This window comes from Streptomyces inusitatus (genome assembly GCF_014651115.1).
GTDB classification, from domain to species: domain Bacteria; phylum Actinomycetota; class Actinomycetes; order Streptomycetales; family Streptomycetaceae; genus Streptomyces; species Streptomyces amakusaensis.
The window spans coordinates 70122-89079 of the sequence record NZ_BMWG01000006.1 but is presented as its reverse complement, the minus strand read 5'-3'; the positions used below and the strand labels follow the sequence as shown (position 1 = coordinate 89079).

Genomic DNA, 18958 nt, shown 5'->3' with positions numbered 1-18958 from the left:
GGACGGACCGACCGGCCGTCCATCCGACGAGGAGAGCCTTGCGCCCGCGCCCGCCCCGACCTCCGTACGCCGCGCTGCTCGGGGTGACGGCCGCCGTCGCCGTGCTGGCGGGCTGCGGCGACGCGGGCCGGGTGAAGAGCGCCGGGCCGACGTCGACGGCCACCGGCCCCGTACGGCTGTGGCCCGGGCTGCCGCCGGTCACCGCGCCGCCGTACGACTACGGCGAGGCGGACACCGCGCTGGTCCGGGGCGTGAAGGTGCCCTCGGGCGGGGTGCGCGGACTGGATCCGGTCGCCGTGCTGCGGGCCGAGGAGACCGTCGGCCCCGACGGCAGGCGCGGCATCGACGGGATCTACCAGCAGACCTCGGCCAAGCTCCGCGACTGCGGGAAGAAGCCGAGGTCGTGCCCGGTGCTCGTGCCGTACCACCGCGATCTGACCGGCGACGGCCGCGAGGAACTGATCATCGGGATCACCATGCCGGAGCAGCAGACGGCGGTCCGCTGCTACATGCCCGACGCGAAGGGCCGGCTGACGCGGATCATGGCCACCTCCGACCAGCTGGTGAGCGTGCAGCTGGCGGGCCGGGACATCATTCTGCGCTCGGTCTCGGCCGGGATCCCCGGGTACGAGTACCGCACGGCCTGGTCCTGGGACGGCCGGCATCAGGCGATGCTCCAGACGAGTGACGAGATCGTCCGGGTGAAGCCGCGCTCCGCCGAGCGCCCCCCGGCCCCCAAGGCATCCTCCGGCCCCCCGGCGGAGGGGCGGTGAGACGGACCGCCCGCCGCGCCCGCCTGCCCCGGCTCTCGCTGCCCCGCTGGACGGCGACGCTCACCTGGAAGGCCGCGCTCTTCATCACGGTGATGTGCTGCGCCCTCGCCGCGCTGCTGGGGGCCCTGGTGCACGCGGCGGTGACGACCCAGACGGTGGACCGGGCCCGGGAGAAGGCCCTCGGCAAGCTGGCGGAGGTCACCGAGGCGTACGAGGCGGGCGAGCCGCTGCCCCCGTACGCGGGGGTGAATCCGCCGGGGCTGCCCGACGCGCTGCGCGAGCTGGCGCTGCGCGGGGAGCACGGCACGATGGTGAGCACCCATCGGGACCGTCCGACCATGTGGGCGGCGGGCCCGGCCGACGGGCGGGCGCTTTCAGTGCGGATCGACTACACGCTGAGCGCCCGGACGATCACCGGTCTCGACCACGCGATCGTGGGCTCCTCGGTGCTGGCGATCGGGGCGACGCTGCTGGTGGGCGCGTTCGCGGTGACCCGGGTGACCCGTCGGCTGCATCTGACCGCGCAGGTGGCGCGGCGGATCAGCGCGGGCGATCTGGACGCCCGGGTGAACGACCCCAGGACCGCGGATCCCAGCAGGCCGCAGGACGAGGTGGCGACGGTCTCCGGGGCGCTGGACACGATGGCGTCCTCGCTCCAGAGCAAGCTGCTGAGCGAGCAGCGTTTCACCGCGGACGTGGCGCACGAGCTGCGCACCCCGCTGACCGGTCTGTCGGCCGCCGCCGAGCTGCTGCCGGAGGGGCGGCCCGCGGAGCTGGTGCGGGACCGGGTGCGGACGATGCGCTCCCTGACCGAGGATCTGCTGGAGATCTCCCGGCTGGACGCGGGCCGGGAGAAGGTCGATCTGGACGTGTACGAGCTGGGGCGGCTGGCCGAGCGGGTGGTGCGGGCCTCGGGCACGGAGACCGAGGTGCGGGTGGTGCGGGACACCGCCGTGGAGACCGACCGGCGGCGGCTGGAGCGGGTGCTGGGGAATCTGGTCGTCAACGCGCACCGGCACGGGCGGGGGCCGGTGGTGCTGACCGTGGACGGTCCGGTGGTGACGGTCGAGGACCGGGGGCCGGGCTATCCGGCGTATCTGCTGGAGCACGGTCCGGCGCGGTTCCGCACCGAGGGCGGCAGCGGCAAGGGGCACGGTCTGGGGCTGACGATCGCGGCGGGGCAGGCGGCGGTGATCGGCGCGGAGCTGCGGTTCCTGAACGCGGCGGAGGGCGGGGCGGTGGCCCGGGTGAAGCTGGCCCACTCGTGTCCGGCACAGCCGACGCACGGCATGACGCAAGGCATGACGCAAGGCGCATAGGGAACATCAGGGACATAAGCATGCGGGCTTGCTACGTTGCGCAGCATGACCGCAACGACGAGGGCCGCGGACGCTCCCCCGCCCGCCCCCCGCCTGCCCAAGCGGCGCGGCGTCGAACTCTCCCTCCTGATCGGCGCCGTCCTCATCACCGTCCTCGGCTACACGATCGTCGGCGTCACCCGCGATCACGCCGTGCCCCCGGACATGCCGCGCCACGGCGCGGGGCTGGCCGCGCTCGCGCTCCTGGCGCATCTCGCCGTACGGCTGTGCGCCCCCTTCGCCGATCCGCTGCTGCTGCCCATCGCGCTGCTGCTCAACGGCCTCGGGCTGGTGCTGATCTTCCGGCTCGATCTGGAGACCCCGGAGTCGGTCGCCGCCCCCGCCCAGCTGATCTGGTCCACGCTCGGCATCGCGCTGTTCATCGCCGTCGTCGCGGTGCTCCGCGACCACCGGGTGCTCCAGCGGTACGCCTATCTCTCGGTCGCCGCGGCGCTGGTGCTGATGACCGTGCCGATCTTCTTCCCCGCCGTGAACGGCGCGCGGATCTGGATCCGGGTCGGCGGACTCTCCTTCCAGCCCGGCGAGTTCGCCAAAATCCTGCTGGCCGTCTTCTTCGCCGCGTATCTCGCCGCCAACCATCACACCCTGGCCCTCGCGGGCCGCCGCTTCTGGCGGCTCCAGCTGCCGACCGGCCGGGTGCTGGGGCCCATCGCCGCCATCTGGCTGATCAGCGTGGGCGTCCTGGTGCTGGAACGGGACCTGGGCACCTCGCTGCTCTTCTTCGGGCTCTTCGTGGTGATGCTCTACGTCGCCACCGGCCGGACCGGCTGGATCGCGGTGGGGCTCACCCTCGCCGCGGCCGGGGCCTTCGCCGTCGGCACACTGGAGCCCCATGTGCACGGGCGGGTCGAGGACTGGCTGAACCCCTTCGCCTCCATCGAGGCGGGCGAGGGCCCCAGCCAGGTCGCCCAGTCGCTGTTCGCGTTCGGCGCGGGCGGGATGCTCGGCACCGGGCTCGGGCTCGGGCACTCCACCCTGATCGGCTTCGCCGCCAAGTCGGACTTCGTCCTCGCCACCGCCGGGGAGGAGCTGGGGCTGGCGGGGCTGAGCGGGATCCTGCTGCTGTACGCGCTGCTGGTGGCCCGCGGCTACAAGTGCGGGCTCTGTCTGCGCGACCCCTTCGGGCGGCTGCTCGCCGTCGGGCTCGCCTCCATCGTCGCGCTCCAGGTCTTCGTGATCACCGGCGGAGTGACCGGGCTGATCCCGCTCACCGGCATGGCGATGCCCTTCCTGGCGCAGGGCGGCTCCTCCGTCGTCACCAACTGGGTCATCGTGGCGCTGCTGATCCGGGTCAGCGACTCGGCCCGCAGACCGCTGCCCGAGGCGAGCGGGCCCCTGGTCCTCGCGGCGGGAGAGCGCCGGTGATCCGCCATGCCCGGCGCGCCGCCGCGCTCTGTCTGGTCCTGCTGGCCGCACTGCTGCTCAACGCGGCCCGGGTGCAGCTCATCGAGGCCGGCTCGCTGGACCGCAACCCGGCCAACCGGCGCTCGGTCATCGCCCGTTACGCCGAGCCGCGCGGCGACATCCTGGTCGGCGGCCGGCCGGTCACCGGCTCCCGGGACAGCGGCCAGCAGCTGCGCTACGAACGCACCTACACCGACGGCCCGCTGTACGCGCCGGTGACCGGGTTCTCCTCGCAGACGTACGGCACCACCCTGGTGGAGAGCGCCGAGGACCCGATGCTCTCGGGCACGGACCCGCTGCTCTCCCCGTTCCCGCTCTGGAACGACCTCAGCCGGGGCCGGCCCGCGGGCGGGCGGGTCGTCACCACCCTCGAACCGGCGATGCAGAAGGCCGCGTACGCGGGACTCGGCGGCAAACGCGGCGCGGTGGCCGCCCTCGAACCCTCCACCGGCCGGATTCTCGCGCTGGTGAGCAGCCCCTCGTACGACCCCGGCGTCCTCTCCGGCACCGGGCGGGCGGTACGCGAGGAGTGGGCGCGGCTCAATGCCCTGCCCACCCAGCCCATGCTGAACCGGGCGATCCGGCAGACCTATCCGCCCGGCTCCGCCTTCAAGATCGTGACGGCCGCCGCCGCGCTCGACGCGGGCGTGGTCACGGACCCCGAGGCCCCCACCGGCACCCCCGACCCGTATCTCCTGCCCGGCACCCGCACCACCCTCCCCGACGCGGCGGACGGCTGCGGCGACGCCTCGCTCGCGTACGCCATCCAGTGGTCCTGCAACACCGTGATGGCCGAGCTGGGCGTACGCGTCGGAGGGCCCGGAATGCTCGCGGCGGTCCGCCGGTTCGGCTTCAACGACCACACTCTGAGGATCCCCTCGGCCGTCGTCCCCTCGAACTTCGACACCCATATGTCGGTGGACCAGCTCGCGCTCTCCTCCATCGGCCAGTTCAACACCACCGCCACCCCCCTCCAGATGGCGATGGTCTCGGCCGCCGTCGCCAACGGCGGCGCCCTCAAACACCCCTACCTCGTGGACCGTGTCACCTCCGGCGGCGGCACCCGCACCGTCACCCAGGCCCACCAGCGCTCCTACCAGCAGGCGATGACCCCCTCCACCGCCCACCAGCTCCAACGCCTCATGATCTCCGCCGTCGAGCAGGGCACCGGCTCCTCCGCCGCCATCCCCGGTGCCACCGTCGGCGGCAAAACCGGCACCGCCCAACACGGCCTCAGCAACTCCGGCACCCCCTACGCCTGGTTCATCTCCTGGGCCCAGCGACCCGACTCCGTCCAACCCTCCGTCGCCGTCGCCGTCGTCGTCGAGGACGCCGAAGCCGTCCGCGGCCACATCAGCGGCGGCGGCAGCGCGGCCCCGATCGCCCGGGCGGTGATGGAGGCGGGGCTGCGGAGGTGAGGGTTACGGGGTGGGGCGGGGGCGGGGACGGGGGTTCAGCGTGGACAGATCGACGTCCAGGGGGAATGGACGTTCAAGCTTGAGCTGCTTGTGGTGAATTCCCATGAAGCTGTACGACTTGGCGGCCGGGTCGAGTTCGTAGACGTGCACGACGGGAAGGCCGTCGCTCTCCTCCACACGCCAGAAGTGCGGGATGCCCGCGCGGGCGTACTTGTGGGGCTTGACCTCGCGGTCGCGCTCGATGGAGTCGGCGGAGACCACCTCGACGGCGAGAAGGACGTCTTCAGGGTTGAACGAGGTCTGCCGTGCGCCCGTGTCCGCGTCCACCGAAACGACGAGCACGTCCGGCTCGGGACGATTCCTCTCGTCCAGCCTGACTGTCATCTCCGCGATCGCCTCCCACTCCTCCGGCACCTGCGACATCAGCGCGTGCACCAGGTAGTGGATGGTGCGCGTGTGGAATCGAGTCTGCGGACTCATGAGGATGAGGCTCCCGTCGATCAGCTCCGTGTGCGGAGGAAGATTCGGAAGCTTGTCGAGGTCGTCCGCTGTCCAGCCGCCGCCCGGCGGCCGCAGCCACTCGACGTGCTCGTGGTGCACGTACTCGCGTGCGGCGCTCATGATTGCTCCCATGCGACGGAGTCTGCCTGGCAGTGCCAGCGTACCCAGGAGAGATGCCATAAAGCCGCCCATACGGGTGAGCGAGACTCGCACACATTGACGCCCTCACCACTCGGGGAGTGCCTCGCGGCGGGCGAGCCAGGCCGGGGGGACGGAGTCGACGCCGGTGGCGGAGGAGACGATGCCGCCGGTGATGGCGCAGGTGGTGTCGGTGTCACCGAGGGCCTCGGCGGTGGACCAGAGGGCGGCTTCGAGGTCGTGGGGGTGGCGGGCGGCGGTCCAGACGGCGAAGGGGACGGTGTCGTCGGCGCGGGTGTGGCGGCCGTTGCCGAGGAGGGCGGCGGCCTTGTGGGGCGGGGTGGTGAGGGGGAGGGCGGCGGCGCGGCGGAGGCCGTCGTGGACGGTCCCGAGGGGGGTGCGGTCGGCGACGGCGTCGACGGAGAGGGCGTGGCGGGCGGAGAGCGCTGCGGCCACGGCGACCGCGACCGCGCCCGCGACGCCCTCGGGGTGGGCGTGGGTGACCCGGGCCGAGAGTTCGGCCTGCGCGGCGGCGCGGTCCGGGTCGGCGGAGAACCAGGCGCCGAGCGGGGCGACCCGCATCGCCGCGCCGTTGCCGAAGCTGCCGCCGTCGAAGAGCCGGGGCGCGAGCGTCCGCCAGCTCCCGGGCTCCGCCAGCAGCCGGGGCAGCAGGAGACGCATCCCCTGCCCGTAGCCGCGCGCCGGATCGTCCTCGTAGGCGCGGGCGAAGGCGGCGGCCAGCCGGTCCTGGTCGATCTCGCCGCAGCGCGAGAGCGTCTGATGGACCGCCAGCGCGAGGGCGGTGTCGTCGGTCCAGCGCCAGTCGGGCTCCTCGGGGGTACGGCGGGCCCTGATCTCGTCGAGCGCGCGGGCGGGGTCCCGGAGGGGCGGGAACCAGCGCTCCCCGAAGGCGTCGCCGAGGGCGAGCCCCTGGAGGCTGCGGAGGGCGGCTTCACGGTTGGCCTGGGTAACGGTCGAGGTCATGACGCCATGCTGCCGGAGCGGACACGCTCCGTACATCCGTCGCCCCGGCCGGGAACCGGGCCGTTTCCGTCCCGCGCGCGGACGGTCTCCGGGCGGTCTCCGGGCGTTTTCCCGCCGGGCTTCCGCCGGGTTCTCGCCGGGTTCTCGCCGGGTTCTCGCCGGGTGTTGACGAGCTTGCTGACGGGGAGTCTCATAAGGGATGACCGGGGGCGCGCCCGCGCCCCGGCCGACGCCCACGAGGGGCCGCCCGTATGACGACGACCACCGGCACCCGCGACCCACGCCTCCGGTACGACGCGCTCGGCCCGCTCCGCGACCGCGAAACGGTCGCCCGCCGACTGCTGGAGGCCTCCGCCAAGCACTCCTTCGACCCGGACCGGGAGCTCGACTGGGACGCGCCCTTCGAGGACGGCAAATGGTTCCTCCCGCCGGAGCTGGTCTCCCTCCACGGCACCCCGCTGTGGCGGCTGATGCCCGAGGAACAGCGCCGGGACCTGTCCCGGCACGAGGCCGCCTCGCTGGCCTCGCTCGGCATCTGGTTCGAGGTCATCCTCATTCAGCTGCTGGTCCGGCACATCTATGACAAGCCTCTGACCAGCCAACACGTCCGCTACGCACTCACCGAGATCGCGGACGAGTGTCGGCACTCCATGATGTTCGCCCGCATGATCGAGCGCGTCGGCGCCCCCGCGTACCCCGTCCCCCGGCGCTACCACGACATCGCCCGCGTCCTGAAGACCGTCTCCACCACCCCCGGCTCCTTCGCCGCCACCCTGCTCGGCGAGGAGATCCTCGACTGGATGCAGCGGCTGACCTTCCCCGACGAGCGGGTCCAGCCGCTGATCCGGGGGATCACCCGGATCCATGTGGTTGAGGAGGCACGCCATGTGCGGTACGCGCGGGAGGAGTTGCGCCGCCAGATGGCGACCGCGCCGCGCTGGGAACGGGAGTTGACCCGGGTGAGCTGCGGCGAGGCGGCGCGGGTCTTCTCGGTCTGCTTCATCAACCCCCGGGTGTACACGGAGGTGGGCCTAGACCGGCGCGAGGCCGTCGCCCAGGTGCGCGCGAGCGGACACCGCCGCGAGGTGATGCGTTCGGGGGCGCGCCGGCTGACCGATTTCCTCGATGACATAGGGGTGTTGGGCGGGACCGGCCGCCGGCTGTGGAGAAGCTCGGGGCTGCTGGCGTGAGCAGGGGCGACGGCGTTCGATGTCATAGCCAAGCCCTAGGCTTTCAGGCATGACGACACCCGTGACCACCCGTGCGTACCGACGGCTGAGCGTCGAGGAACGCCGGGGGCAGCTGCTCACCGCCGCGCTCAGGCTCTTCGCGCACCAGCCGCCGGAGGAGGTCTCCCTCGACGACGTGGCGGAGGCGGCGGGGGTGTCACGGCCGCTGGTCTACCGCTACTTCCCGGGCGGGAAACAGCAGTTGTACGAGACGGCCCTGCGCTCGGCGGCGGACGAGCTGCGGCGATGTCTGACCGAGCCGCCGTCCGGGCCGCCGACGGAGCGTCTTGCGCGGCTCCTCGACCGGTATCTCGCCTTCGTGGACGCGCGCGACACCGGCTTCAGCGCACTGCTGCGCGGCGGCAGCATGGCCGAGACCTCCCGTACGACCGCGATCGTGGACGAGGTCCGGCGCACCGCCGCCGACCAGATCCTGGTCCACCTCGCCGCCGCCCGCCCGGGACCCCGGCTGCGGATGCTCGTCCGCACCTGGATCGCGGCGGTCGAGGCGGCCTCGCTGATCTGGCTGGACGAGAACAAGCAGCCACCCGCCGAGGAGCTGCGCGACTGGCTCATCGACCATCTGATCGCCCTCCTCGCCGCCTCCGCGACGACCGACGCCCAGACCGCCGCCGCGGTGCGCGGCCTGCTGGCCCTGGAGCCCGGCGACGGCCGCGCGGCCCGGCTGGCCCGCCGGGTGGGGGCGACGCTGCGCGGGGCGGCGAATCTGTCCTAGGGAGCGCCCGGTGCGCGCCGGGTACGCCCCCGTGCGCCGAGCTCTCCACTGGTTCGCCCGTCGCTCCGGGCGTACGCTGCGCGCACCCTTGAACTCCACTGAGCAGTACGGAAGTTGAGCCCATGGACGAGCGCCCCGCAGACCCCGGCGACCGGCCCGACCCCGCCGGTCCGCCCGTACCGGCATTCCCTCCCCGGCCGCCGCTGCCGCCCCGACCGCCCGTACAGGAAGAGCCTTCGAAGGCGACGGTTCTGCGGCGGCGGGCAGTCGGCCTGGCGACCGGCATCCCGCACGCGGTGGGGCTGACGCTCCTGCTGCTCTTCGAGCGTTACGAGAATCTCTCGCCGAGCCACCTGGCCGAGGAGCGTCCCGTCTTCTTCATCCCGATCAGTGAACTGACGGAGTACGGCTGGTTCCTCTTCGCCAACGATCTCGCCGTCAGCCTGACTTTCGGCAAGGAGGAGGCCTTCCTCTGGGCATCCGTACTGATCGCCCTCCTGGTCCGCCTCAACCGGGCGGGACCCGCCAAACCCCAGTTCGTGCTGTCCGTGGCGGCGGCGGTCTACTGCTCGCTCATCTCCCTCGCCTTCGTGTACTACCTGCTGCAACCGAGCTGGTGGATCCTTCTCGTCCTGGGCGCGGCGGCCGGCGCCGTCGTCCGGCTGGCCACCCGGCGCTGATCCGCCGAGCCGCCGACCCGCCGGGCCCCGGCGGGTCAGAAGCCGGCGGTCCCGTCGATGCGTTCCCTCAGCAGATCCGCGTGCCCGTTGTGCCGGGCGTACTCCTGGTTCACATGGGTGAGGATCCAGCGGAGGGAGACCGTCGTGGAGCCGAGGAAATCCACCGCCCGCCCGTCGGCCTCGCCGGTCTCGTCCAGTGACTCGGCGGCGGCGCTCAGCTCGCGGCTGCGAGCCGTCTCCGTGCGCCAGACGGCGAGGACCTCCTCGTACCCCCGCTCAGGATCGAGGGCGAATCCGCCGCCGGACGCGCGCCCCCCGTACAGCTCGGGGACGTCGAGTCCGGCGAAAACGCGCTGGAACCAGAGCCGTTCGACGGTGGCCAGATGCTGGAGCAGTCCGAGCAGGGTCAGTGTGGAGGGCTCGGCGGCCGGGGTCCGGAGCTGGGCTTCGGTGAGGCCCGCGCATTTGAGTGCCAGGGTCTCGCGCTGGAAGTCCAGCCAGGCTTCGAGCGTGGTGCGTTCGTCGGCGTGCGGGGGCGGGGTGACGCGTCCGTCGGGCAGTGTGGGCATGGGTTCCAGCCTGCCACAACGGCTTTGACGGCGGCGAGGAGTTGATCAGGGGCGGCGCGCCGGGAAGCCGTGGCGGCGGGCGACGGCCACCACGATGAGGGACGGGATGCGGAAGCTTCCCGTCCGCCACAGCGGAGTCGGGAACGGCGGAGCCGGGAGCGGCGGTTCGAGCCGTGCCTGCGGTCATGCCGCGTATGCTCGAACGCTAACACTGATGTGAAGGTCAAGCGACGACGAGACGCGAGGGCGGTCACATGCGCATCGGAGAGCTGTCCGAACGCACCGGAACCCCACGCCGGCTGCTGCGCTACTACGAGGAACAGGGGCTGATCCTCGCCACCCGGGCGGCGAACGGCTACCGCCACTACGACGAGCCCTCCGTCGACCGGGTGCTCCAGATCAGGGGGCTGCTGGACGCGGGGCTGCCCACCCGGATCATCAAACAGATCCTGCCCTGTCTGGACAAGCCCCGGATCATCCACTTCCCCGACGCGACACCGGAGATGATCGGGACCCTGGAGCGGGAGCGCGACCGGATGACCCGCCGTATCGAGTGTCTGACCCGCAACCGGGACGCGCTCTCGGAGTATCTCGACGTGGTCTGCCCCGAAGGCGGTCCCGTCGGCGGCACCGTCAGTGCCCCTGTCAGCGGCCCCGTCGGCTGATCCGCGCGCCCGGTGGCGGGCCGGGGCCGGGGCTGGGCGAGACTGGCCGGTGTGAGAAGCGAGAACACCCCCTTTGTCGGCGGTCCGCTGGACGGGCGCGTACTGCCCGTGCTCGTCGGACCCACCGGCCACCCGCCGAAGTGGTACGAGATCCCCGTGCCGAACGACGACGGCCGCCCGCCGACCGCGCACGCCTACCGGCGCGAGCCCCTCGGGTACACCAAGCGGCTCGGCCTTCAGCGGGGGTGGAAGTACGTCTACGCGCCCGACGGCCGGGAGCGGCGCGAGCTGAAGTGGCCGTGGTCCAAGCCGGGCGGTGGCGGCGAAAGCGGCGGGGGCGGCAGCGGCACACGAGCCGACACGCCGTAGCCGGGGCGGACTCCGACCCGACGGGTGACCGGGTTGCGCCGATCCGGCCACCGGCGGGGCGGCCCGGGTGGCGGCCCCGCACGATCGGTGCGTGGGGCGGACCGGCCGCCCGGCGACCGGAGGTGATGTGGTGTCAGGCGGACTGCTGCGTACGGTGTGCACGGCCGCGCTGGTGACGGCCGTGGCGGTCACGGCCGCCCCCGCTCCGCCCTGGGCGGCCGCCGCCGAGCGGCGGCCCGGGGACGCCGCCGTACCCGTGCCGGGCGAACAGGGCGCCGCCGGGCCCGGGGCCGAGGCCGTGCCGGAGGCGCTGACCCGGCTCCAGACGCTGTACCGCGACGCCGAGGAGGCGGGCGCTTCCCACAGCGCCGCCGAGCGGCGGCTGAAGGCCCAGCGGGCCAGGACCGCCCGGCTCGGGCGGGAGCTGACGCGCGCGCGGGAAGAGCTGGGCCGGAGCCGGGTGGCGGCGGGCCGGCTGGCGCGGGAGCAGTACCAGGGGCACTCCGAGCTGTCCTCGCTGCTGAGGGCCCTCCTCGCCCGCCACCCCGACCAGGCCTTCGCCCAGGCCCATCTGCTGGAGCGGGCCGCCGCCCACCGGCTCACCACCACCGCCCGGCTGGAGAAGGGGGCCGAGCGGGCGGCCGCTCTCGAACGGGAAGCGCGCGCCGCGCTCGCGCGGGAACGGGAGCTGGCCTCGGCTCGGAAGCGGGCGCGGGACACCGCGACACGGCGGCTGAGGGCGGTGGAGGAGTCCCTCGCCTCCCTCACGGCCGCCCAGATCGCCCGGCTGACCTCGCCGGGGGTACGGGATCAGGTCATGGCGGCGGGCGGCCCGAGCACCTTCGGACGGCGGCCGACGGAGCGGGGCGCGAAGGCGGTGCGGTACGCCGTCGAGCAGATCGGGAAGCCGTATGTGTGGGGCGCGGAGGGGCCCTGGTCGTACGACTGCTCCGGGCTGACCTCCCAGGCGTGGGCGGCGGCCGGGCTGCGGATCCCGCGTACCAGCCAGGAGCAGTGGGCGCGGCTGACCCGGGTGCCGCTGAGCGAGCTGCGCCCCGGCGATCTGGTGGTCTACTTCCCCGGGGCGACCCATGTGGCGATCTATCTGGGCGACGGGACGGTGGTCCAGGCCCCCCGCCCGGGCGCGGTCGTGAAGGTCTCCCCCGTCGCCGCCAATCCGGTGCTGGGGGCGGTGCGGCCGGATCCGGACGGCGCGGTGCTCGGCGAGGGCGCGTACGTCCCGCCGCCGCTGCCCGAGGGCGCGGCGGCGGGGGACGACACGGGCTACTCGGCGGCGGAGGCGCCCGCCGAGGCGGTGACCTCGGCGAGGTACTCCCCGGCGAGTGCGGGGTCGTAGAAGAAGTTCTCGAAGTCGGCCGGGTCGTTGAAGCCGTTCGCGACCCGGTCCGCCACCGGCTGGAGCTGTCCGGCCGCGCCGAAGAGGTTCAGCACATGCTCGGGCGGGGGCGCGAGCATGGTGTTGGTCCACTTGGTGACGTGCTGGGCGGTCTCCCAGTAGCGGTCGAACGCGGACTGCATCCACGCGCCGTCGAAGGGCTTGTCCCCGTGCTCCACGATCGCCCGGAGGTAGGAGGCGGCGCACTTGGAAGCGGAGTTCGAGCCCTGGCCGGTGATGGGGTCGTTGGCGACGACCACGTCGGCGACGCCGAGGACCAGTCCGCCGCCGGGCAGCCGGCCGATCGGCTTGCGCACGGTGGGGGCGTAGCGGCCGGCCAGGGTGGCGCCCGAGTCGGTCAGCTCGACCTTGGAGGCACGCGCGTACTCCCAGGGGAGGAAACGTTCCAGCAGTTCGAGTGTGAGCTTCAGGTGCTCGGCCGGGTCCTTGACGCCCTGGAAGACATCGAGCGGTCCGCCGGGGATGCCCTCCCAGAAGAGGATGTCGGCGCGGCCGGAGGTGGTGAAGGTCGGCATGACGAACAGCTCGCCGACGCCGGGGACCAGATTGCAGCGGACCGCGTCGAACTCGGGGTGCTCGGGGCGCGGTCCCATGCCGTGCACATAGGCGACGGCGAGGGCGCGCTGCGGGGCGTCGTACGGGGAGCGGGCGGCGTCCCTGGCGAACATCGAGACCAGCTCGCCCTTGCCGGCCGAGACCATGACCAGGTCGTAGGCGCGGGAGAAGTAGTCCAGGTCGCCGACGGCCGCGCCGTGGATCACGAGCTGTCCGCCGCGCTGGGCGAAGGTCTCCATCCAGCCGGCCATCTTCACGCGCTGGTCGACGGATTGTGCGTGGCCGTCCAGCTTGCCGACCCAGTCGACGAGCCGCTGGGACTCCGGTCCGGCGACGGAGACGCCGAGGCCCTCGATCCTCGGGGCCTGGGACTCCCAGAAGTTGATGCCGAGGTCGCGCTCGTGCTGGAGGGCGGTGTGGAACATGCACTGGGTGGACATCACACGGCCGGTGCGGATCTCCTCGGCCGTGCGGTTGGACATCAGTGTGACGTCGTAGCCCTTCGACTGGAGGCCGAGGGCGAGCTGGAGGCCGGACTGACCGGCTCCGACAATCAGTATCTTCCGCATCCGGGGGGAGTCACCTTCGTCTGTCTCGGCTATTCGGGAGTGGTTTCGAGCGCGTGGGCCACCAGTCCGAGCAGGGACTCGATCACGGTGGTCCGGTTGCGTGCGTCCATGATCACAATCGGTACATGTACCGGTATGGTCAAGGCCTCCCGCACATCCTCGGTCGCGAAAAGCTCCGATCCGTCGAAATGGTTGACGGCGACGAGGTAGGGCAGCCCGCTGCTCTCGAAGTAGTCGAGCGCGGGGAAGCAGTCCGACAGCCGGCGGGTGTCGGCGAGTACGACGGCGCCGATCGCGCCGCGCGCGAGGTCGTCCCACATGAACCAGAAGCGCTGCTGTCCGGGTGTGCCGAACACGTACAGCACCAGGTCCTCGTCCAGGGTTATCCGGCCGAAGTCCATGGCGACGGTGGTGGTGAGCTTCTCGGGCGTGGCGGAGAGATCGTCGGTCTCCTCGCTCGCCTGGGTCATCAGCGCCTCGGTCTGGAGCGGGGTGATCTCCGAGACCGCGCCGACGAAGGTCGTCTTGCCGACGCCGAAGCCGCCCGCCACCACGACCTTGGCGGCGGTGGGGGCCCGGGTGTGGTCGAGCTGCCAGGCCTGGAGGCCGTCCTCGGCGGGATCGGGCCGCGGGTCGGGCAGGGGCTCGGGGCCCCGTATGCCGGAGCCGAGCGTGTCAGAGGCGGCGGAGTCCACTCAGCACCCTTTCGAGCAGTGCGCGTTCGGGCCGTCCCGGGCCGTGCCCGGTGCCGTACACACGGATCTTTCCCTGGTCGGCGAGGTCGCTGAGAAGCACCCTGACGACGCCCAGCGGCATCTTGAGGATCGCCGAGATCTCGGCGACCGTACGCATTCTTCGGCACAGCTCCACGATGGCCCGCAGCTCGGGCATGACCCGGCTGGAGAGATCGCCCTTGGGCAGCTCCCGGCGCTCCTCCGGAGCCTCCAGGGCGGCGACGAAGGTCTCCACCAGCAGCACATGGCCGAAGCGGGTGCGGCCGCCGGTGAGTGAGTAGGGGCGTACGCGGGCGGGGCGGCGGCCCTCGCCGCGCACGGGTAGCCCGGCGGGGGTCGAGGAGGGCGGGGGCGGTGAGGCCGTCACAGGGAGCCCTCCAGGGACTGGCGGAGTTCACTGCGGAGTTCGGGGGTGAGGACGTGTCCGGCGCGCCCCACGAAGAGTCCCATGTGGTACGCGACGACCGACATGTCGCAGTCGGCCTCCGCCTGTACCCCGAGCAGTGAGCCGTCGCTGATCGACATGATGAACACGCAGGCGCCCTCCATGGCGACCATCGTCTGTTTGACGCCGCCGCCGTCCATGAGCCGGGCGGCGCCGATGGTGAGGCTGCCGATGCCCGAGACGATGGTGGCGAGATCGGCGCTGGAGCCTCTGGGGCTCTGGCTCTCCTGCCGGGCGGCGCTCGCGGTGTTCTGCTCCGGGTCGGAGGAGAGCAGCAGCAGTCCGTCGGACGAGACGACGGCGACCGAGCGCAGTCCTGGCACCTCCTCCACCAGATTGCTCAGCAACCAGTGCAGATTGCGGGCCTCACTGCTCAGGCCGAACGTGCCGGTCGCGGTCAACTGCGTGCCTCCTCGACTGTGTCCCCCGCTTCTTGGACGGTCGTGCCGGTCGTGCCCGCGATCTCCGCCTCCGCCTCCTTGCGGCCCTTGTCGGCCGCCTGCTGGAAGCCCCCCAGCTTGCGGCGGAGTGCGTCGGCGTCGACGCTGCCGGTGCGTTCGCCCGGCGCGGCGACAGGCTTGACGATCTTGGGTGTGCGCTTGGGCAGGCCCTTGTCGGTGACCCGGTCCCAGGCGGGCGCGGGTCCGGCGGCGGGCGGCTCGGCGACGGCGGCCGGGACCTCGGGGACCTCGGGAGCCTCGACGGGCTCCGGGTCGGCGCTCTCCGGAGCGGGCTGCTCCGGCAGGCGCATGGTGAAGGTCGGCTCGTCGGCCCCGGAAGCCTCCGGGTCGCCGTCGGCGGTCCGCTCGTGCGTGTCCGGCTCGGGCTCCCGCTCCCGCTCCCGCTCCCGCTCCTGCCGTGTCTCGTCCCGTGTCTCGTCCCGCTCCCGCTCCTCCTCCGAGGCGCGGATCGCCGCCTCGGCCGCCGCGACGAGCGGATCGGCGGAGTCCTCGGCCGCCGCCCCCCGGGCGGCCAGCGGCCGGCGCTGACCGGCGGGCAGGGCGTTGGAGTTGACCTCGGCGACCGATCCCGGCAGCTGGACCTGGGTGGAGCCGGTGTCCGACATGGACGCCGGGCTCTCGGCCGGCGGCTCGTCGGGGAGCAGCCCCTGCGGCAGCACCACGACGGCGGTGACCCCGCCGGGCGACTGCTCGCGCAGTTGTACGCGCACCCCGTGCCGGGCCGCCAGCAGCCCGGCGACCCGGAGCCCCAGCCCCTCGGCGTCGCTGCCGGAGGGAGCCAGCTCGTACGCCTGCGGGTCCTCCAGCCGGGCGTTCAGCTCGGCGAGCCGCCCGGCGGTCATCCCGATGCCGCCGTCCTGTACGGAGAGCATCACCTCGCCGCTCTCCAGCAGCCAGCCCGACAGCTCGACCTGGGCGTCCGGCGGAGAGAAGGAGGTGGCGTTCTCCAGCAGCTCGGCGAGGAGGTGGCTGAGGTCGTCGGCGGCGAAGCCCGCGACCTGGGAGTGCGGCGGCAGGGACTGGATGACGACCCGCTCGTACCGCTCGATCTCGCTCACGGCCGCGCGCAGCACATCGACCAGCGGCACCGGGCCCACATGTCCGTGGCCGTGCTCGGCACCGGCGAGGACCAGCAGGTTCTCGCTGTGGCGGCGCATGACGGTGGCCATGTGGTCGAGCTTGAAGAGGGTGGCGAGGCGCTCGGGGTCCTGCTCGCGCTCCTCCAGCTTCTCGATCACCGAGAGCTGGCGCTCGACCAGGCCGAGGGTGCGCAGCGAGAGATTGACGAAGGTGTGGTCGACGGTGTGGCGCAGCCGCCGGAGTTCGGCGGTCAGCTCGCCGGTGGTCTCGCGCAGCTCGGCGCGGGCCTCGGAGAGCTTGGCGGCGAGCGCGTCGCGGGAGCCGACGGCTTGGGCGCGCTCGTTCTCGGTGTCCGCCGAGCGTTCGGCGAGTCCTCGGACGGCGCCGTGGAGGGTGTTGAGGGAGCGGACGACCTGGGCGAACTCGTCGTTGCGGCCGGTGAAGCCGATGGGCTCGGCGCTCTCGGGGGCGGCGGCGAGGCGGGCCGCGCCGATCCGGAGGACGGCGAGCGGGCGGGTGAGGGTGCGGGCGACGGCGGCGGAGACGCCGATGGAGAGCAGCACCAGGCCGCCGAGGACGGCGACCTGGATCTCCAGGGCGGTGACATCGTCGTCACGGAGCCGTTCGAGGCCGGTGATGCGCTGGGAGGCGAGGGTGGACTCGACGCCGCGCATCTGCTCGATACGAGCGGTGAGGGCGGTCTCCAGCTTCTTGTGGTCGGTGTCGCGCTCGCCGCCGGACAGCTCGGGCTGGTCGGTGAGGCGGGAGAGATAGCCCTCGGCGGACTTGACCTCGGCGCCGGTGACGGTGGCGGCCAGGGAGTCGCGGGCGTCCTTGGCGGCGGCCTGGTCGAAGTCGGCGAGGGCGGCCAGCTCGCGCACCCGGGCCTGCTGGGCGGCGGCGCTCAGCTCGGCCCGGGCCCGCCGGGCCTCCTCGCTCTCCTCGCCCTCGGTCTGGGTGGGCAGTCCGGTGATGGAGTCGACGGCGGTGACCGGCGCGGGGCCGGGCACGGCGAGGGCGGCCAGCAGCAGCCCCCGGGTGGCGGAGGCCTGTTCGACGGCGAGGCCCAGTTCGGCGGAGGCGCGGGCGGCTTTGGTGGCCCCGGCGGCGCGCGGCGGGGACATGTCGGCGAGTTCGTCGGCGAGGGCCTGGAGAGTGCCGATGACGGCGGTGTACGCCCGGTGGGCGTCGGTCGCGGAGCCCTTGCCGGTCAGCGCGGTGCGGCGGACCGAGGGGACGGTGGCCAGCTCGCGGCGGAGTTCGGCGCGGTCCTCGGGGGCGGCGGTGCGGATCTCGTCTATCTGCCGGTCGACCCGGGCGGCGCGCGCGTCGGTGACCTGGCGGCGGTCCTTCTCTGGGCCCCGCTGCTCGTCGCGTCCGGCGGCGATGTACGCGGTGACCTCGTCGCGCTCGTCGGAGAGCGAGTGGGCGAGGGTGACCGCCTGCCGGTTCAGCTCGGCGAGGGTGACCAGCCGCTGGGACTCGCTCAGCTCGGCGGAGCCGGCCAGTATTCCGGGGGCGCCCGCGCCGATGACGACGAGGCTGACGACCGCCACGCCTATGACCAGCCGGTTCCGCACCCGCTTGGCCCGGCCTCCGGCGACGGGGACCGGCGCGGGGCCCTGTGCCGGATACGTCTCAGGGACCAGGGGGGCCTGAGGCCGCTTCTTCTGCACCGGTGCTCGCAATCCTGCTTGACTCGTCCACCTTTTGAACCGTGAAGCAGAGATGACGACCGGTCACACACGTGATCCCACCCCTGGCACGACATAAGACCATTCCAGTGCATTTGGGAAGGGAGGCGCGCATCGGCCGCTCCGCCACCTGAACGAGTGAACATCACTGGGGAGTTGGCAAACAACTCCTCTCGGTTGCCGTCGGAGGCATTCCGCGGACGCTGACTGGATCTTCCGGCCGGGCTTTGGCAGGATGCGCGCCCGCAGCTTCACCCGATGGTCCGTCAGGCTTTTCGAACACCCGCTGACCTGCCCGTACGAATTGTTTGTGCGTTTGTGCAGGACGCGTGAACGAGTCATGCAGACTGGGGTCCATGCGCATGGATCTGGCCACTTCCCCCGGCTCACCCGAACGCCCCAACGAGGACTGGGCATCCGTGGCCCTGCCCGCGTCGGGCCAGGGAGGATCACTGGTGGTGCTGGACGGGGTGACTCCTCCGAGCGGGGAGTACGGCTGTGAGCACGGCGTCCCCTGGTTCACCGCCCGGCTCGGGGGCGCGCTGCTCGAACTGTCCGCTTCTCGGCCGGATACGCCCTTGGCCGGGATTCTCTCCGAGGCAATCAGGCGCACCGCCGACGCCCACCGTAAGAGCTGTGACCTTTCTCACGTTCGAACTCCACAGGCAACGGTCGTCCTCGCCCGCTGGGGAGGCCCTTCCGGCGATCTGGAGCATCTGGTGCTCTCGGACTCGGTGCTGCTGATCGAGTCGCCGGAGGGCGAGGTGCGCGCGGTGCTGGACGACCGGCTCGACCGGCTGCCCCGCGAGGCGCTGCGCACCCACGCCTCGGCGGACGCGCTGCGCAACGCGGAGGGCGGCTTCTTCACCGCGGCGGCGGACCCGGGGGTGGCCGCCCGCGCGGTGACGGGCCGCACCCCGATGGCGGCGGTCCGCTCGGTGGCGGCGCTGACCGACGGGGCCTCGCGGTGGGTGGAGATGTTCGGGCGGGGCGACTGGGCCCAGTGTCTGGGGGTGCTGCGCAAGGAGGGGAGCCAGGGGCTGATCGACCGGGTGCGGGAGCTGGAGTCGTCGGCGGTGCGCGAGGGCACGGCCCGGGGGAAGGCGCACGACGACGCGACGGCGGTACTGGCGGAGTTCTGAGAGGGGGATCCGGCGG

General features: G+C 72.8%; 19 protein-coding genes. 11 read left to right on the top strand and 8 right to left on the bottom strand.

Features of this window, described 5'->3' with window-relative positions; genetic code table 11:
* Positions 1 to 38: 38 nt before the first annotated feature.
* From IE247_RS12975 to IE247_RS12960, 4 genes are all read left to right on the top strand, one after another.
* Complete coding sequence (locus tag IE247_RS12975; RefSeq protein WP_190123206.1) at positions 39 to 773, top strand: hypothetical protein; 735 nt, start codon at positions 39 to 41, stop codon at positions 771 to 773.
* Between the two features lie 92 nt (positions 774 to 865).
* Positions 866 to 2092: a histidine kinase dimerization/phospho-acceptor domain-containing protein gene (locus IE247_RS12970; protein ID WP_308433227.1), complete on the top strand. Its 1227-nt coding sequence runs from the start codon at positions 866 to 868 to the stop codon at positions 2090 to 2092.
* Positions 2093 to 2137: 45 nt separating this feature from the next.
* On the top strand, positions 2138 to 3517 hold the full coding sequence (locus IE247_RS12965) for an FtsW/RodA/SpoVE family cell cycle protein (RefSeq protein WP_190123205.1): 1380 nt from the start codon (positions 2138 to 2140) through the stop codon (positions 3515 to 3517).
* A complete protein-coding gene (locus IE247_RS12960; RefSeq protein ID WP_190123204.1) occupies positions 3514 to 4974 on the top strand; it encodes a penicillin-binding transpeptidase domain-containing protein in 1461 nt (486 codons plus the stop codon). Before IE247_RS12965 ends, IE247_RS12960 begins: the two co-directional genes overlap by 4 nt.
* A 3-nt stretch (positions 4975 to 4977) precedes the next feature.
* On the opposite strand, the gene IE247_RS12955 is transcribed toward IE247_RS12960, so the two are convergent.
* Positions 4978 to 5595, bottom strand: coding sequence for a Uma2 family endonuclease (locus IE247_RS12955; protein ID WP_190123203.1), 618 nt, complete (start codon positions 5593 to 5595; stop codon positions 4978 to 4980).
* Positions 5596 to 5700: 105 nt separating this feature from the next.
* On the bottom strand, positions 5701 to 6597 hold the full coding sequence (locus IE247_RS12950) for an ADP-ribosylglycohydrolase family protein (RefSeq protein ID WP_190123202.1): 897 nt from the start codon (positions 6595 to 6597) through the stop codon (positions 5701 to 5703).
* Between the two features lie 251 nt (positions 6598 to 6848).
* Here IE247_RS12950 and IE247_RS12945 point away from each other — a divergent pair, with 251 nt between their 5' ends.
* The 3 genes from IE247_RS12945 (at position 6849) to IE247_RS12935 (ending at position 9242) form a co-directional block, all read left to right on the top strand.
* The gene (locus IE247_RS12945) at positions 6849 to 7787 is read left to right on the top strand and encodes an AurF N-oxygenase family protein (protein WP_190123201.1); all 939 of its coding nucleotides are present in this window, start codon (positions 6849 to 6851) and stop codon (positions 7785 to 7787) included.
* 49 nt (positions 7788 to 7836) lie between these two features.
* A complete protein-coding gene (locus tag IE247_RS12940; protein WP_190123200.1) occupies positions 7837 to 8562 on the top strand; it encodes a TetR/AcrR family transcriptional regulator in 726 nt (241 codons plus the stop codon).
* A gap of 122 nt (positions 8563 to 8684) precedes the next feature.
* Positions 8685 to 9242 (top strand): hypothetical protein, encoded by a 558-nt coding sequence (locus IE247_RS12935; protein ID WP_190123199.1) that lies wholly within the window; start codon positions 8685 to 8687, stop codon positions 9240 to 9242.
* A gap of 35 nt (positions 9243 to 9277) precedes the next feature.
* Here IE247_RS12935 and IE247_RS12930 read toward each other — a convergent pair whose 3' ends face one another.
* Entirely contained in the window at positions 9278 to 9811 is a 534-nt protein-coding gene (locus IE247_RS12930) for a DinB family protein (RefSeq protein WP_190123198.1), read from the bottom strand.
* A gap of 254 nt (positions 9812 to 10065) precedes the next feature.
* On the opposite strand from IE247_RS12930, the gene IE247_RS12925 reads away from it, so the two are divergent.
* From IE247_RS12925 to IE247_RS12915, 3 genes are all read left to right on the top strand, one after another.
* Positions 10066 to 10476: a MerR family transcriptional regulator gene (locus tag IE247_RS12925; protein WP_190123197.1), complete on the top strand. Its 411-nt coding sequence runs from the start codon at positions 10066 to 10068 to the stop codon at positions 10474 to 10476.
* Between the two features lie 51 nt (positions 10477 to 10527).
* A complete protein-coding gene (locus tag IE247_RS12920; protein WP_190123196.1) occupies positions 10528 to 10845 on the top strand; it encodes a DUF8847 domain-containing protein in 318 nt (105 codons plus the stop codon).
* A gap of 130 nt (positions 10846 to 10975) precedes the next feature.
* Complete coding sequence (locus tag IE247_RS12915; RefSeq protein ID WP_190123195.1) at positions 10976 to 12202, top strand: C40 family peptidase; 1227 nt, start codon at positions 10976 to 10978, stop codon at positions 12200 to 12202.
* Here IE247_RS12915 and IE247_RS12910 read toward each other — a convergent pair.
* The 5 genes from IE247_RS12910 to IE247_RS12890 are packed head-to-tail and all read right to left on the bottom strand — an operon-like array spanning position 12130 to position 17782.
* Entirely contained in the window at positions 12130 to 13386 is a 1257-nt protein-coding gene (locus IE247_RS12910; protein ID WP_190123194.1) for a styrene monooxygenase/indole monooxygenase family protein, read from the bottom strand. The genes IE247_RS12915 and IE247_RS12910 overlap by 73 nt on opposite strands.
* A gap of 29 nt (positions 13387 to 13415) precedes the next feature.
* Positions 13416 to 14081 (bottom strand): GTP-binding protein, encoded by a 666-nt coding sequence (locus IE247_RS12905; protein WP_190123193.1) that lies wholly within the window; start codon positions 14079 to 14081, stop codon positions 13416 to 13418.
* Positions 14062 to 14487, bottom strand: coding sequence for a DUF742 domain-containing protein (locus IE247_RS12900; RefSeq protein WP_190123192.1), 426 nt, complete (start codon positions 14485 to 14487; stop codon positions 14062 to 14064). Before IE247_RS12900 ends, IE247_RS12905 begins: the two co-directional genes overlap by 20 nt.
* A complete protein-coding gene (locus tag IE247_RS12895; RefSeq protein WP_190123191.1) occupies positions 14484 to 14966 on the bottom strand; it encodes a roadblock/LC7 domain-containing protein in 483 nt (160 codons plus the stop codon). Before IE247_RS12895 ends, IE247_RS12900 begins: the two co-directional genes overlap by 4 nt.
* Entirely contained in the window at positions 14963 to 17782 is a 2820-nt protein-coding gene (locus IE247_RS12890) for a sensor histidine kinase (protein ID WP_190123190.1), read from the bottom strand. The genes IE247_RS12895 and IE247_RS12890 overlap by 4 nt, the downstream gene beginning before the upstream one ends.
* A gap of 374 nt (positions 17783 to 18156) precedes the next feature.
* Here IE247_RS12890 and IE247_RS12885 point away from each other — a divergent pair, with 374 nt between their 5' ends.
* Positions 18157 to 18942: a hypothetical protein gene (locus IE247_RS12885; RefSeq protein ID WP_190123189.1), complete on the top strand. Its 786-nt coding sequence runs from the start codon at positions 18157 to 18159 to the stop codon at positions 18940 to 18942.
* Positions 18943 to 18958 lie beyond the last annotated feature (16 nt).